Origin of the sequence: Okeania sp. KiyG1, from assembly GCF_014132355.1 — a bacterium.
GTDB lineage: Bacteria > Cyanobacteriota > Cyanobacteriia > Cyanobacteriales > Microcoleaceae > Okeania.
Genome location: NZ_BLZO01000146.1, coordinates 22,683 through 37,820 on the forward strand (window position 1 = coordinate 22,683; position 15,138 = coordinate 37,820).

The 15,138-nt window shown below is 36.3% G+C and carries 15 protein-coding genes; 4 read left to right on the forward strand and 11 right to left on the reverse strand.

Annotated elements, in window-relative coordinates; genetic code table 11:
• Window positions 1-44 precede the first annotated feature (44 nt).
• The 6 genes from SAGCYANO_RS34125 to SAGCYANO_RS34155 form a co-directional block, all read right to left on the reverse strand.
• Window positions 45-2,432, reverse strand: coding sequence for a hypothetical protein (locus SAGCYANO_RS34125; protein ID WP_202224108.1), 2,388 nt, complete (start codon window positions 2,430-2,432; stop codon window positions 45-47).
• Window positions 2,429-3,238, reverse strand: coding sequence for a PD-(D/E)XK nuclease family protein (locus SAGCYANO_RS34130; protein WP_202224109.1), 810 nt, complete (start codon window positions 3,236-3,238; stop codon window positions 2,429-2,431). The genes SAGCYANO_RS34125 and SAGCYANO_RS34130 overlap by 4 nt, the downstream gene beginning before the upstream one ends.
• Before the next feature lie 271 nt (window positions 3,239-3,509).
• The gene (locus tag SAGCYANO_RS34140; protein ID WP_202224121.1) at window positions 3,510-3,800 is read right to left on the reverse strand and encodes a PIN domain-containing protein; all 291 of its coding nucleotides are present in this window, start codon (window positions 3,798-3,800) and stop codon (window positions 3,510-3,512) included.
• A gap of 105 nt (window positions 3,801-3,905) precedes the next feature.
• Window positions 3,906-4,199: a hypothetical protein gene (locus SAGCYANO_RS34145; protein ID WP_202224111.1), complete on the reverse strand. Its 294-nt coding sequence runs from the start codon at window positions 4,197-4,199 to the stop codon at window positions 3,906-3,908.
• Window positions 4,200-4,240: 41 nt separating this feature from the next.
• Window positions 4,241-4,387 carry a hypothetical protein gene (locus SAGCYANO_RS34150; RefSeq protein ID WP_202224112.1) on the reverse strand — a complete coding sequence of 49 codons (147 nt, stop codon included), beginning with the start codon at window positions 4,385-4,387 and terminating at the stop codon, window positions 4,241-4,243.
• A gap of 256 nt (window positions 4,388-4,643) precedes the next feature.
• Window positions 4,644-4,877, reverse strand: coding sequence for a hypothetical protein (locus SAGCYANO_RS34155; RefSeq protein ID WP_237396963.1), 234 nt, complete (start codon window positions 4,875-4,877; stop codon window positions 4,644-4,646).
• Between SAGCYANO_RS34155 and SAGCYANO_RS34160 the strand changes: the two genes are divergently transcribed.
• On the forward strand, window positions 4,867-5,616 hold the full coding sequence (locus tag SAGCYANO_RS34160; protein ID WP_237396964.1) for a transposase: 750 nt from the start codon (window positions 4,867-4,869) through the stop codon (window positions 5,614-5,616). The two genes, SAGCYANO_RS34155 and SAGCYANO_RS34160, sit on opposite strands and share 11 nt — an antisense overlap.
• A 439-nt stretch (window positions 5,617-6,055) precedes the next feature.
• Here the strand turns inward: SAGCYANO_RS34160 and SAGCYANO_RS34165 are convergent, their stop codons facing one another.
• From SAGCYANO_RS34165 to tkt, 4 genes are all read right to left on the reverse strand, one after another.
• Window positions 6,056-6,262 carry a PIN domain-containing protein gene (locus SAGCYANO_RS34165; protein ID WP_202224113.1) on the reverse strand — a complete coding sequence of 69 codons (207 nt, stop codon included), beginning with the start codon at window positions 6,260-6,262 and terminating at the stop codon, window positions 6,056-6,058.
• A gap of 213 nt (window positions 6,263-6,475) precedes the next feature.
• A complete protein-coding gene (locus SAGCYANO_RS34170) occupies window positions 6,476-6,700 on the reverse strand; it encodes a hypothetical protein (RefSeq protein WP_202224114.1) in 225 nt (74 codons plus the stop codon).
• Between the two features lie 505 nt (window positions 6,701-7,205).
• Entirely contained in the window at window positions 7,206-7,541 is a 336-nt protein-coding gene (locus tag SAGCYANO_RS34175; protein WP_202224115.1) for a hypothetical protein, read from the reverse strand.
• 334 nt (window positions 7,542-7,875) lie between these two features.
• Window positions 7,876-9,894: a transketolase gene (gene tkt, locus SAGCYANO_RS34180; RefSeq protein WP_202224116.1), complete on the reverse strand. Its 2,019-nt coding sequence runs from the start codon at window positions 9,892-9,894 to the stop codon at window positions 7,876-7,878.
• A gap of 1,102 nt (window positions 9,895-10,996) precedes the next feature.
• Between tkt and SAGCYANO_RS34185 the strand changes: the two genes are divergently transcribed.
• The 3 genes from SAGCYANO_RS34185 (at window position 10,997) to SAGCYANO_RS34195 (ending at window position 13,538) form a co-directional block, all read left to right on the forward strand.
• On the forward strand, window positions 10,997-11,518 hold the full coding sequence (locus SAGCYANO_RS34185) for a hypothetical protein (RefSeq protein ID WP_202224117.1): 522 nt from the start codon (window positions 10,997-10,999) through the stop codon (window positions 11,516-11,518).
• Window positions 11,509-13,161 carry a lipoxygenase family protein gene (locus SAGCYANO_RS34190; RefSeq protein WP_202224118.1) on the forward strand — a complete coding sequence of 551 codons (1,653 nt, stop codon included), beginning with the start codon at window positions 11,509-11,511 and terminating at the stop codon, window positions 13,159-13,161. The genes SAGCYANO_RS34185 and SAGCYANO_RS34190 overlap by 10 nt, the downstream gene beginning before the upstream one ends.
• A gap of 272 nt (window positions 13,162-13,433) precedes the next feature.
• A complete protein-coding gene (locus SAGCYANO_RS34195) occupies window positions 13,434-13,538 on the forward strand; it encodes an RRXRR domain-containing protein (RefSeq protein ID WP_202224123.1) in 105 nt (34 codons plus the stop codon).
• 697 nt (window positions 13,539-14,235) lie between these two features.
• Here the strand turns inward: SAGCYANO_RS34195 and fabF are convergent.
• Window positions 14,236-15,138, reverse strand: a 903-nt coding sequence (gene fabF, locus SAGCYANO_RS34200; protein WP_202224119.1) for a beta-ketoacyl-ACP synthase II, incomplete at its 5' end; no start/stop codon positions are given.

Here is a 15,138-nt window from a genome sequence, read left to right on the forward strand (position 1 = left end):
CCGATTCCAACTCTTTATTTTATTGTACTCTCTAAATTATCAAACTAATCCTCTTCATCCTCTCTTTCTTCATCATTTTCTTCTTCGTCTTCAAAAGGTGAATGGAAATTTGCCCGTAGTGCTTCATCTGTCCAACGTATAGTTACTGGAAGAGCTATTTCAATATTAGGTGCATTCCAATTTAGATGGGAGAGACAATAAGCATCCTCAGCAATATTTTGAATTTTTAAATCGCCAATTGTTTCTACAATTTCTAATAGTAAATTATTCGCTGTTTTACCACGATCATCCCATTGTTTTGGTCTACCAGTAGTAGATAGAATAACTCGTTTTTTATCTAAAATTAGATAAGTTCCAAAAATAGGATTCTGTGAAAATTCTCTACCTTTTTCTTCTACTGCTGTAAATAAACGAACAGGCAAATGATTTTTGCGAATTTCTACCACAGCACAACTAAAGTTTTCGGGTAAAATATTTTCTTCTTTCAAATTTTTTATTGTTTCCTGAAGTGCAGAACTTTCACTAGGCCACCAACGACCATCACGATGAATTATCATGTTGTTTATCTGATGACCTTGTTCAATAATAATAGTTTTTATAGATTCCGTAAGACGCTTTTGTAACTCTGGCTTTTTTATAGCTTCTTTCATGCGATATTTACTTATAGATTCTCCAAATTGCCTATCTACTAATCTGCCTCCTGTTCCATAAAAAAAGTGATATCCAATATTGCCATAAAGTAAATCAATACCAATGTGTAAATCGTGATTTAGATTTGACAAAACCCAGGGTTGACCACCAACTTCAGTAAATACTGCTAGAGCTAAATTTTGTAATTGACTTATAGCTTTTTGAGAATTTTGAGAATTGATAATATTATGAACTACTTTCTGTGTTACACATTGGGAAAAATGTGGTTTTACAGTATCTTTAATTTCCCTATATACGCTATCTAGTAGACCATTCCATAAAACAACAATTATTAAAGCGTTGTTTTTAGTTTCAGATTTTATTTCTTTTAATTTCTGTAGCAATGAGCTTCCTGACCGCTCTTTTTTTCCAGTAGAATAAGATCTTTGCAAGACAATGGAACAATCTAATTCAGTGTGTTGTTTAATTTCTGTTTTTAGATCATTCAAAAAAGTTTCGCGATCGCCTCGTTTTAATGTGTCAGGATATAACAAGATAGTGTCAGGAAAAGGAAATTTAGAGTAAGACTTATTTCTGTATAGAGCTGATAATTTACTTGAAGCCCATTTTTTTACTTGATAGTCAAAATTTTTACTTGTTTTTTGGGGAATATTTGAAGTAAAGAAAGGTTTATGAAGTTCACCACTACCGTACTCTAAATTTGGAGGGATAAAAACGGTTCTCTCTCTTTTTAAATGTTGTTGTTTAATTTCAACTGGTTTATTTTCATACTCCACACCAGATAATTCATCGATAAAACTGGAAATTATCCTAACTCGTTCATCTGGGCTAAGTTGAGGACGAATAGAACATTTTCGTAACCCTTCATACTCCGTTGTAAAAATTGGAAAAAGACGTGAAATAGGAACAGCTATAAATTTATCTTTCTCCAAACGATCTTTTACAAAAACTGCTTCCTCATTAGGAGATATTTTAAGCTGTGAATATTTTTGGCAATAATATTCATAAACAGTCTTACCCAAATCCTTAACAGTATATTGACCTATCGTTTTTTCTGTAGTACCTACATAACGACAAGGAATTTTTACCGTTCCATTATCACGAAGGAAAAAAGCTCTTTTTTCATCATTAACTGTTAAATCTATATGTTCTTGGAGAATCTCATTTTTTTGATTATCTGTATAGTCTGCTAAAGACTTTTTACCAACATATTTGGTTCTTATATCCGCAGCAAAGTAAAACCCATCACCTTCTAAATAAACAATACGAAATTTGAAACCACGGTAAGCATTGACAATATCTTGATTTACACCTTCATTTTCCGGAATTTGTCTAAAAAATAATGTCCAATTTGAACGCCAAAATTTATCATCAAGGCTCTTAAATTTGTCTGTAAAAGGTCTTTCCAACATCCTACAAACAAGTTCTCTTTCTTTACCAATAGCATCTTCAATTTTCACATCCAAAGTTTCTTCAGTCACTTCGATAAAATAAACTTTATCAGGTACATCTTTTATTTCAAATCTCTTTCCTGCTTCTGGGCTATTTCCATTAGGAATTAGAAAAGCTGGATCATCAAAACATTTAGTAGGATAAACAGGACAAAATAGTTCTTCTCGCCATAATTTATCAGCCCATCTTTGAAGTCGAATTGGTTGATTATTATCTTTAGGAATCTTCTCCATTACTTTAAGTACCCGAAAACTATAGAGATTTTTTTCAACACCTAATAAAGGGTATAAAGTTGCACCAATATATCGCATTTCTGTTGATTGATTCATATTTCAAGTTCCTTTTGACATAACCTTTTAAACTCACAGAATTTACAAGCATTTTCATAACTAGCAAAATCAAAATCTTCTAATAAAAATTCAACTCCTGAATCTGGTTCATGAAAGCGTTTAAGTTGAGCAATACTCTGACGAATTAAACTCAGTATTTTTTCTTTTTCTTCCCAATTTATCTGATGAATTTCATGTTGTACGGAATTATTTCCAAAGCCAACTAAATGAGCCTCAATTACTTCCAACGGATATTTTAACGTCAAGTGAGGCCAAAGTTGATAAACTCCTATTTGAAACTCAGCTTGGGAAAATTGTCGCGATTTTTTTAATGAAAAATTACCAGTTTTCCAATCAAATATTTTGAATTTACCGTCTTTTGTAACTAATGCTAAATCTACTTTAGTTATTACCTCAATGTCGTCAAGTTTAAAACCAGGTGCATTACTACCATGAATTTTAGGTTCAATCCAAACTTTCTTGGCATTTTGTAATAGTTGCTTCAAATTATTTTCTTCTAACCAATTGAAAAATTGATTAACCCATGCTTCAACTGAGTTGAAAATTTCTCTAGGATTTTGTTCTTTTATTTCTTCATTATATTCATGCTCAAAGAGTACTATCTTACCATTTTCACCAAGATTTTTACGGTCTTCACGGAATGCTTTGCTTTCAGAAAAATTCCACTCTTGATTTATTTTATCCTCAAGTTCACTCCGCCAATTTTGCGGTAATACAAAATCTTCATCTTTCAGTCTTTGAAGAGATTCAGCAACTATCGAATGAAAAATTTCTCCTTTCCACATAGGAATATTTGTGAGTTTTTTAAGAATCCTATTTCTTTCAAAAAAGAGTCACGACTGTTAATTCTTGCTTTTGAAAGGTATTCAAAATAGTACCGTCGCTCACAAGTATTAAAAACTTGATAACGACTTACCGACCAATTTTTTATCAACTTTGACATCTCTAGATTACAGCGTCATATTAGTACACCAGTCGCGGGCAAGATACCCGCACTACGAACACTTTATATTAATAACTTGGGTAAAAATCTCTTTAATTTTATTCCACATCTAACTAATTCTCTAAATTTATTCCCTCCACCCTAGACATATCAGAATCATTAGAAACTAAAGTTAAATTATGAATAATTGCCGTTGCTGCAATGAGTATATCAGCATCTTGAATAGGTCTACCTTTCCTTCTCAAATCTATGTGAATTTCTGATGCTTGCTCAATAATTTCTAAATTGTCTAAGAATAAAATACTCCACCTTCTGCTACACAAATCATTAAAGTCAGATAGCTGTCTTGTAGCATTAACATATAATAATCCTCTTTTAATTTCATAGTAAGTAATGCAACTAATAAATAATGACTTACCTTGAAATTAACTAATTTTAATTTATTTATTAATCCTTGATTTTTTTGATAATAGCTGTCACTATATTTGTCTCTAATAAGTAACTCATTCTTATGATTTGCCTGCTACTCCTGCTTCAAAAATTTCTATTTTTTCTGGCGTAAAACTATCTAATAAATGAGACATTGCGTCTACTATAATTACTCCTTCTATTCTTTTTCTTAATTCCCGATTATCCAGAGAGTTTATCTCTTGAGGAGAAATTTTGTCTAATAATTTCGAGAAAGTCTCAATTAGTTCATTTCGGTCTAATTTTTGATAAATGTTCTCCTTTTCCATTATTTTATCAATCATTTCTGAAATTCTTTTAAGAACTGTATTCTTTTCTGTAGAAGCTTGAGTCATTATATCCTCCTAGAAATTGAACTTAGTTAAATGGTAATTATCTACTCTATATCTAACCAATTATCTAAATTTATTCCCTCTACCCTAGACATATCAGAATCATTAGAAACTAGAGTTAAATCATGAAGAATTGCCGTTGCTGCAATGAGTATCTCAGCATCTTGAATTGGTCTGCCTTTCCTTCTCAAATCTATGTGAATTTCTGATGCTTTATCGATAATTTCTAAATTGTCTAAGAATAAAATTGTAACTTCTTAAAAAAAATCGTGAAACAGGGAGAGTTTTCGAGTAGCATTCACATATAATAATCCTCTTTTACTTCATAAAAGCTAATGCAGCTAATATAAATATCCTGTTCTCTAGTATATACCTCCAGTAATTTATCTCTAATTTTTTGATTCTGATTCACAAACGCTGAAACTATATTAGTATCTAATAGATAATTCACTTTTCCCATCTCCCTTCTACTACAGTATTAAACATTTCTATTTCTTCTGGGGTCAAATCATTAGGTGTTGTCCATAATAATTCTGTTGCCATAACTCTCCGAACTCTTTTTTTCAACCTTTCATCATTGAGAGATAAGAGAATTTGAGGTGACACTCTATCTAATAATTTCGAGAAAGTCTGAACAAGTGCATCTCGATCTAATTCTTGATAAATACTTTTGCTTTCCATAATCGAAGTCAGGATAGTACCTGCTACTAGCTGCTATATAATTGAAGTAGTGTATGAAAAAACGAATCAGGCACAAATACACTCAGCATATGTAGCCGGAATAGACTTAGGGATTGACAGTAAGGTAGCTCTATCTACAAACAAGCCCGGTGTGAAACCTATGCTTGTGAATGGGAAGCCACTAAAAAGTGTCAATCAGCTTTACAACAAGCGTAAAGCCAAGCACCAAAGTCATCTCAAAGGCAACAGAAAAACTAGCCGTAAGATTGAGGCCTTAACCTATCACCGAAATCGTTTTGTCGAGAATTATATGCATAACACCAGTAAATTAGTTGTCAATTATTTAGTGACTAATAATATTGGTACTGTAGTAATTGGAAAAAATGATAACTGGAAACAAGGTGCAAATATAGGCAAAAAAAACAACCAAAATTTTACCCAAATACCACATGATAAGTTAGTAAAGCAAATTACTTATAAATGTCAGCTAGCAGGAATCAAGGTGATTGAAACAGAGGAAAGCTATACAAGCAAAACATCTGCCGTTGACCTTGAGGAACCAATTAAACATGAAACTTATGTGGGAAAACGAGTCAAACGTGGCTTGTTTAGAAGTGCAACAGGTAAAGTAATTAATGCCGACGTTAATGGTAGTCTTCAGATAATTAGAAAGAAATTCCCAGAGGCATTTACTGCCGAGGGAATAGTGAGCTGCGCCGAGAGCGCCAGTATTGGTTAATCCAATATCAAGATATTAAGCTCAGATCGATTTTCTACAGTTTAGTTCGTACGGTAGGATTCAACTGAGATGGCCTAAACCTGAATCAAGAAGTCCCAAATCTGAACCGAGAGGTTTCAAACCTCAACTTCCTCAAAAGATGCGCTTAGGGCTTCTATAAAATAAATTTCAAAGGCTCTCTATTTCTGGAGAACCTCTTTAATTATAATTGATAATAAAGTCAATAAAAACCAAATCGACTTATGCTTTAGTTTTAACTATTAGTATCCAATAGCATTTTTAGTATTAGTTTAAGTTCTAATGAAATTGGTAATCTATCAATTTCTCTACATAGATTTAATAAAGGTTAAACATCTGATTTTCTCTGTAGATAAACTCCTTTCAACAAACTCCCTATTTAACAGAGAAAATTGTATTAATAGCTTGGGCAAGAATCTCTTTAATTCTTTTCCACATCTAACCAATTGTCTAAATTTATTCCCTCTACCCTAGGCATATCAGAATCATTATAAACTAAAGTTAAATTATGAATAATTGCCGTTGCTGCAATGAGTATATCAGCATCTTGTATTAGCCTGCCTTTCCTTCTCAAATCTATGTGAATTTCTGATGCTTGCTCAATGATTTCTAAATTGTCTAAGAACAAAATTGTAATTTATTGACAAAACTCATTAAACTTAGAGAGTTGTCTGGTAGCATTGACATACAATAATCCTCTTTGAATTTTATAATAACTAATGCAACTGATAATATAGATATTATTCCAAAAATTTAACCTGCTTAAATTTATCAGTTGCTATTTTATTCTGTTTCAAAATTCAGTAACTAAATTTGTATCTAGTAGATAACTCACCTGATTTTATCTCCCTTCTACTACTGCATCAAAAATTTCTATTTGCTCTGGAGTAAAATCATTAAATATTGTCGATAATAGTTCAATTGACATTACGCCTCTAACTTTCTTTGTCAGTCTTTCATCATCTAGAGATATTACCATTTGAGGTGAAACTTTATCTAATAATGTCGAGAAAGTCTCAATGAGTTGATTTTTATCTAATTCTTGATAAATACTTTTGCTTTCCATTGCTTGGTCAATTGTTTCCTAAATTCGTTTAATTGCGGTATTTTTGTCTAGAGAAGCTTGAGTCATCATATCCTCCAATTATATAAAAAAATTTAAAAGGTTCCCTATTTCTAGAGAACCTCTTTAATTATAATTGATAATCAAGTCAATAGAAACCAAATCGACTTATCCTTGAGTTTGAACTTTTAGTATCCAATAGCATTTTTTAGTGTTAGTTTAAGTTCTAATGAAAGACGTTCCATGGAACGTCTCTACAAGGTTTTGGTTGTGACAACGTGGTTTATAAATCTAAAAAGTGCTTTAGAAAAAAGTAAAATCAATTGCCTGATATTTCTTTCATTGTTAGCAAAAAGTTTAGCCAAGCTTGGTGTATTAACAAAAAAATGTAGGAGCCTGCTATTATAAAATAAATTTAAAAGGTTCTCTAGAAATAGAGAACCTCTTTAATTATAATTGATAATCAAGTCAATAAAAACCAAATCGACTTATGCTTTAGTTTTAACTATTAGTATCCAATAGCATTTTTTACTATTAGTTTAAGTTCTAATGAAATTGGTAAACCATTAATTTCTTTAGAGAGATTTGATAAAGGTTCACCATCGGATTTTCTCTGTAGATAAACTCCTTTCAATAAAGCTTCTAACCCATACTTTGTCAGTGCATCTGATGCAAGTCCGATTATTCCCAAAAATACAACACCACCAATCATTCCACCCGGTCCTAACATTGCTAATGCTGCTGTAATTGCTGCAGCACCACTGAAACCTGTCGTTGCTATTGCAATTAAAAGTATAACACCAGGCAATCCTACACCTGCTATCTTTCTTACAGCTTCATCCATAACTATTTTTTCTTGTTATTAAGTAAATATTTTTCTTAGTGTAATTATAACTGTCTAAATATTTCCTCAGCAATAGTAAAATCACGGAAAATCAACTTATTTTTTATTAATAAAAATAAGAATCAATCCTGAAAAATACTCAAGGAAATTGCTATAAAAATTTAAAAGGTTCCCTATTTCTAGAGAACCTCTTTAATGATAGTTGAAATTTTGAGATAGCTAATAGGCAAATATAGCACTACACACTGAAATTAAGATAACTATAAAACTTTACAGATAATAAGCTTTAAAGTTTTAATTATAGCTGAGTGCTAAATGCCGATCACTATCAAAACTAACCTAATACTTCCTTAGCTTTAGCAACAATGTTATCAACAGTAAACCCAAACTTCTCGAGTACAACACCACCAGGAGCAGAAGCACCAAAAGTATCAACACTCAAAGTTGCACCTTCATCAGTCACATAACGATGCCAACCAAAACTAACACCAGCTTCCACTGCCAAACGTTTCTTCACAGATGCAGGGAACACAGACTCCTTATAAGCTGCATCTTGCTCTTCAAATAATTCCCAACATGGCATAGAAACCACCCGCACATTCTTACCTTCAGCACGGAGTTTTTCACCAGCTTCCACACACTGATAAGTTTCGCCACCAGTACCAATTAAGATAATATCTGGAGTACCTTCGCTGTCACTAACAATATAAGCACCTTTAGCAACCGCATCAATAGAACTACCAGCTAAATTAGGCAAACCTTGACGAGACAATGCTAATAGAGTAGGTTGAGGATGAGTTCCTTTAGCCTTTTCCACTGCAACCTTATACGCACCAGAAGTTTCATTACCATCCGCAGGACGCATCACAAGTAATTGTGGAATCAAACGTAAAGATGCAATATGCTCAACTGGTTGGTGAGTTGGTCCGTCTTCACCTAAAGCAATAGAGTCGTGAGTCATTACCCAAATAACACCAGCTTCCGCTAGAGCAGACAAACGGATGGAGTTACGCATATAGTCAGTGAACACCAAGAAAGTTGCACCATAAGGAATTAACCCAGAACCATGTAGAGCAATACCATTACAAATTGCTCCCATACCATGTTCCCGCACACCAAAACGCATATTCCGGTTTTGATATTGACCTTTTTGGAAATCTCCCAAACCTTTGAGTAGAGTTTTGTTGGAAGGTGCCAAGTCAGCAGAACCACCAATTAATTCTGGTAAAACACCAGCTATAGCATTCAGTGTTGCACCAGACTGGTTACGAGTAGCATCCTTCTTGCTTTCAGGAGTATATTTAGGTAGTGCATCTGCCCAACCTTCAGGTAATTTACCACTTACCATCCGCTCCAAAGTAGCTGCATCTTCAGGATATTTGGATTTATAGTCAGAGAAAAGCTTATCCCATTCTTCCTGATATTTTGCTCCTCGGTCAACTGCTTGGCGGAAATGACTCAGAGCATCCGCAGGAACTTCAAATTCTGGATATTCCCAACCAAGATTTTTGCGAGTAGCTGCTACCTCATCGGGTCCCAGTGCTGCACCGTGAACATCGTGAGTATCAGCTTTATTCGGAGAACCATAACCAATAAGAGTGGTAACCTTAATCATAGAAGGTTTGTCAGTAACCGCTTTTGCTTTTTCAATAGCTTCAGCGATCGCGTCTAAGCCAGTATTACCATCAACAACGTGCTGAACGTGCCAACCATAAGCTTCAAAACGCTTACTTACATCTTCAGTAAAGGAAATATCTGTATGACCGTCAATGGAAATGTGGTTATCATCATAGAAAGCAATTAACTTACCTAACCCCCAATGTCCAGCTAAGGAAGCAGCTTCACCAGAAATTCCTTCCATGTTACAACCATCACCCATAATCACATAAGTGTAATGGTCAATTAGGTTACAGTCTGGCTTATTGAATGTAGCAGCTAAATGAGCTTCAGCAGCAGCTAATCCAACAGCATTAGCAATACCTTGTCCAAGTGGCCCGGTAGTAACCTCGATACCTTCAGTGATGTGATTTTCTGGGTGGCCAGGAGTTTTAGAATCCCACTGACGGAATTGTTTAATTTCCTCCATAGGTACGCTGTCAAAACCTGTGAGGTGCATAAGAGCGTAAAGTAACATACATCCGTGGCCTGCCGAGAGAACGAAGCGATCGCGATTTAACCATTTAGGATTTTTGGGGTTAAAGCGCATGAACTTATCCCAGAGGACGAAGGCCATTGGTGCTGCACCCATGGGTAGTCCTGGATGGCCAGAGTTAGCCTTTTGAACTGCATCAATTGCTAAGAAGCGGATTGAGTTAATACAAAGTTCTTCGAGTGATTGAGTTGCAACAGCCATAGTTATCGTTTCTATATACTTAATTGAATGTGTGAATGCCGGAGCGAATAAACCAGATATTTGTCTACAGTAATACTACAGTCATACTACTCTGGAATTGTTCTCAGGCCATATACATTACAGATCATCTCATTGTAGGGATCTCTAGGCAAGGGAAGTTATCAAGTCATTTCAGTTATCAGTTATCAGTAGCTCTTACTTCAGCATAGAAGCTTGAAATAATGAATATTCTCTTTCTCTTGGTTGATTTGATCTGGCGCAGGTTTCCTCACCATCCCACCCTACGGGAAGCTGCTAAGATTGACCGCTTTTTATCCCCTTAAAAGAGCTATCCCTGATAAGGAACTCCTGAAACCCTTGTGGGAGGGTGGGGAGGAGGGGGAGGAGGGGGAGGAAAAATTCTGTCTACAGTTATCAAAAAATGTGTTTTTCAACACACTTTTCTCCCAAAAAGCCTTTTAGAGGTTATATCATAACCTGTCTATTTTGTCAATTTTTATGTTAAGAAAGATGTTTATAAAGCATAGAGAGCAGGGCTAATTCTTTGTCGTCAGAGAATATTCATCAGAAATACATTTAATTGTGCAAATCTCCCCATCTCCCCATCTCCCCACATTCGTCACCTGGGAGGGGTTAGGGGTGGGTCCCCATCAATTTTTCTCTAGTGACAATAAATAGACCTTGCCTTAAAAGGGGCTATTTACCAAAATTTTTCGGTCAAAAATTTTAAGGCCCTTATGAAGTTAAACTTATGGTGTGGAGTTTAGTCCTTATTGTTAGGTTAAGGATTCTTAACAGGACTTACGCACGAGGCACAAAAAAGTAGCGTTTGAGATTGCTTTCTGTTCCGGACTGCTCCGCAAACCCTGTAGATCGCTTCGGACGGAAATAGCTTTTACTGCGTAAGTCGTGATTATACTAAAATAAGTGGCGTTGGTGAATCAAACTATGAATTAAGATATTTGGGCGAGCAGTAATCAATATCTGTAGGGACTTTGCATGCAACGTCCCTACCTATTCCCTATTCCCTAAGCACGAAAATCATAGCTAAATTCACCAACGCCAAATAAGCCTCAATGTTTTCTAACGGAAGGAGCAAAAGATGTCTGAAATCCAACTAGCAAATTCTTTACCTAAAAATAGCGAAAAAAACACTGCCAGGAATCTAGTCAAATTGGCAGCTTTTTTAGTAGTTTTATACATCATAGAGCGTGACTACCCAGCTGAATATGAATATAATTACAGCTATCTCAATCCTCTGGCGATGACAAATGTACCAAAAAGCAAATTTTTAGAGAAAATCGTAGGTTTTCCTTTAATACAGCTACCTAAAGGCACATTTCCAACTCTGCAATGGCTGATCAAGGTAGTATTATCCCTGCTCAAAATATTCATAAATGAATCCCTTTCCAAAAATTCTGGCTTATCAAAAGCAAAGTCTTTTGAATGGACTAAATTATTTCCAATTAGTAATGATTTTGGCGACATCCCAAAGGAAAGTTTAAAAGATATAGTTGAGCAATTAAATTTAAACTTAGAAAAATTGACAAAGACCCGGAAATTGACGGCCAATGGCAAAAACTTTGTCAACAAAAATCTGCCGAGGAAAACCTTGTGCAAATAGTTGATAATGATTTTAAAGAAATTGAAAATAAATTATCTCAAATCCCCCAAGAAAAGATCGATGAGTTAGCATCTACTGGTGAAAAAACTTTATTAGACAATCTTCAGAAAATAGTCAAATACAGTGCCAAACTAGCAGAAATAGCTGATGCTAATAAGCTTTCAACTTCAGATTCAACTGTAGAATTTTCTCCACAGTCTCCCACTCTTGATGATTACGACCAGCAATTCACAATTATCCGCAAACCGGCGATCGCCTATAACTTCCAACAAGACCTGATCTTTGCTTATTTACAAGTTGCTGGACCAAACCCCCTGGTAATTGAGCAATTCCAAGTCAGTGATTCTCGTTTACCAGTTACCGCAGAACAATATTCCCAAATTGCGGCCAAGTTTGGGTTTGCTGATTCACTGGAGGCAGCAATGGCAGACGATCGGCTTTACATTGCCGACTATGCGCTTTTGAATAGCTTGGTCAACGGTTCTTTTATTAGCCAAGAATTAGAACAGCAAAAGTATATTGCTACTCCAGTAGCACTATTTGCCGTTCCACCTGCTGACAGTTGGTCTAGACCTTTATTTCCGGTTGCCATTAGTTATCAACGAACAGCCATTAGCACTGAATGGATTTTGTTTACGCCCCTAGATGGGGAATCTTGGATGACTGCTAAAAACATAGTCCAAATGACTGATTCTAACTATCATGAACTCATCAGCCATTTAGGACGCACTCATTTAGTGGTGGAGCCTTTTATTGTCCCAACTAATCACTTACCCGAAGATCATTGTTTAAGAAAACTGTTGGTACCTCATTTCGAGGGGACTGTGCTGATCAATTATGGCGCTCATGCAATATTAGTTGCGCCTGGTGGTTCGGTAGACTCTCTATTAGCCAGCAGCGTCGGTGGCGATCAAGCTATGGCAGCTAAAGCTACACAAAGTTATTTGTTTAACTTTAATGAAATTTCATTTCCCCAAACTTTAGCCAATCGGCGTGTAACTGATATTAACAAGTTACCAACCTATCCCTACCGAGATGACGGGTTACTGATTTGGAATGCCATTGAAATTTGGGTACGAGATTATTTCAGCATTTACTACAGCAACGACTCAGCAGTTAAGAATGATACCTATTTACAAACTTGGGCATCAACATTAGTCTCTTTACAAGGGGGACGGTTGCAAAACTTTGGTGATGATGGACAAGGCAAATTTAACACCATAAATTGTTTAGTCAAAACAATCTCGACATTGATTTTTACAGCGAGCGCTCAACACGCAGCGGTGAACTTTTCTCAACAAGAAATGATGTACACGCCAGCATTCCCTTTGGCTCGCTATCTTCCAGCCCCAATAAATCCCCAAGATCCTGAGAGTTTCATCAAAGGTTTGCCTTCACTCACTCAAGCTCAAAACCAGATTAATACGCTTTATTTACTTGGCTCTGTCTATTACACCCAGCTAGGTAAATATTCCCCATCAGCATTTCCAAATAATAATCAATTGCAAGCGGCTTTGAAGAAATTCCAGGACAATTTAAAAGCGGCTGAGACTACAATTAAAGAGCGAAATCGCAATGCTGACCGTTTAATGCCTTACGAGTTTTTACTACCTTCCCAAATTCCTCAAAGCATCAATATTTAGCACCTTTGAAAAACCTAGCCAATCCTAGACATTTTTAGGAATTGTCTCTCAAAGGTTGCAGATTAAGTCTTAACTGACTATGTTGGCTGGTCACGACCACCATAAGTGAACTCCAGCTTATGTGCTGGTCGCTCTAAATTAAGGACAGCGTTAAAGTGCGCCCATCGGAAGTGGGTTTGATACCGATAGTGTTTAGAGCATGAACAAGCCTGGCCAACATAATCGAGGAACACTTTACTGAAAAGGACTAGACACCACAATGTCTAATACTAATTACGTTTTCGCGACTAGATAAAAATAAAAAACCATTACAACCTTGCAAACCAACTGTAGCTCGTAGGTTGTTAAATTCTGGCAGAGCTGCTGTCTACAGATAGCAAAGTGGGGAAATGCGATCGCTTTCCATCAGGCTATTCATCTACTAGAGTTGTCGCTAAATAGAGGGAAAAAATCGCTCCCACCTAGACAGAGCAACAATTCCAATATATTTTAGCCTCCAATAGCTACAATGCTTATAGAATAAGGTTTTTGGAGATTTTTTAAGTTATAAAGCGACAAGTCTACTATATCCGCCTGAATATTTTGAGGTTACATTCCTCAAAGTATTAAGTTCTAAGCATTGGAAACTCCTAGATGACTTATATCATGTCCGGTTGAACAGTTATAAATAAACTACTAAGGAGTCAGGAGTCAGGGGTGGGTTGACTCCTAAGTAATTAAGATTAATATCATACACGCGCCTTACCAACGCCAAGTCTTGAAATAGCAGTCAGCACCTCAGCGGTCAGCGGTCAGCTCTCAAGGCGTATGATGGGGTTTGAATCCCCCAGAACACGCACACCACTAATTTTTAAAATAAGCGTGGGGACACCGAACCCGCCGATTTTAGCTGTTTGCGTAGCATCCCGCAGGGAAGCGCTGATAGCTTGTTAAAAAGCGTTTCCGTTCCGGAATCTCCGCAAACAGATACCATTATCTATGCACTACCTTTTTAGGCTGATAGCTGACAGCTAATAGCTAATAGCTAGTAAAAAAGGGGGCTTGCGCCCCCTAAATAATTTCTAATCCTAACCTCTAGACATATTTCTTAAATACTAGAGTTACATTATGCCCTCCAAATCCAAATGAGTTGGATAAGGCTGCTTCTACTTTGTGAGCACGACTTACATTAGGGACATAATCTAGGTCACATTCTGGATCGGGATTATCTAGATTGACAGTCGGTGGAATTTTGTCATGGGCGATCGCCATTACTGTTGCTATAGCTTCAATACCTCCAGACCCACCTAATAAATGACCAGTCATTGACTTAGTTGAACTAATTGCTACCTTATAGGCATTTTCACCTAGTGCTTTTTTGATGGCTTTTGTCTCTGTTGGGTCATTTGCTCCTGTACTGGTCCCGTGGGCATTTATATAACTAATTTCTGCCGGAGTTAAGCCAGCATCTTTGATTGCTAACTGCATAGCTCTAGTTGCCCCTTCTCCATCAGGTACTGGGGAAGTCATGTGATAGGCATCACAGGTCATGCCATAGCCAACAATTTCTGCATATATTCTCGCCCCTCGACTGAGGGCACATTCTAATTCTTCTAGAATCAGAATACCTCCACCTTCACCCATGACAAAGCCATCGCGGTCGCGGTCAAAAGGACGACTTGCATGAGCTGGGTCATCATTACGAGTAGATAAAGCCTTGGCAGAAGCGAACCCTGCTAATCCTAAAGGAGTAACAGCAGATTCGGTCCCCCCACAAATCATCGCTTGAGCAAATCCCCTTTGGATCAGACGAAAAGCATCACCTATAGCATTAGACCCTGAAGCACAGGCAGTAACAGAACAAGAGTTTGGCCCTTTAGCTCCGGTATGAATTGCTGTTAGACCTGCAGCCATATTAGCAATCATCATTGGAATCATAAAGGGGCTACACCTAGAAGGACCACGAGTCAGATATATTTCTTGTTGGTCTTCTAATAC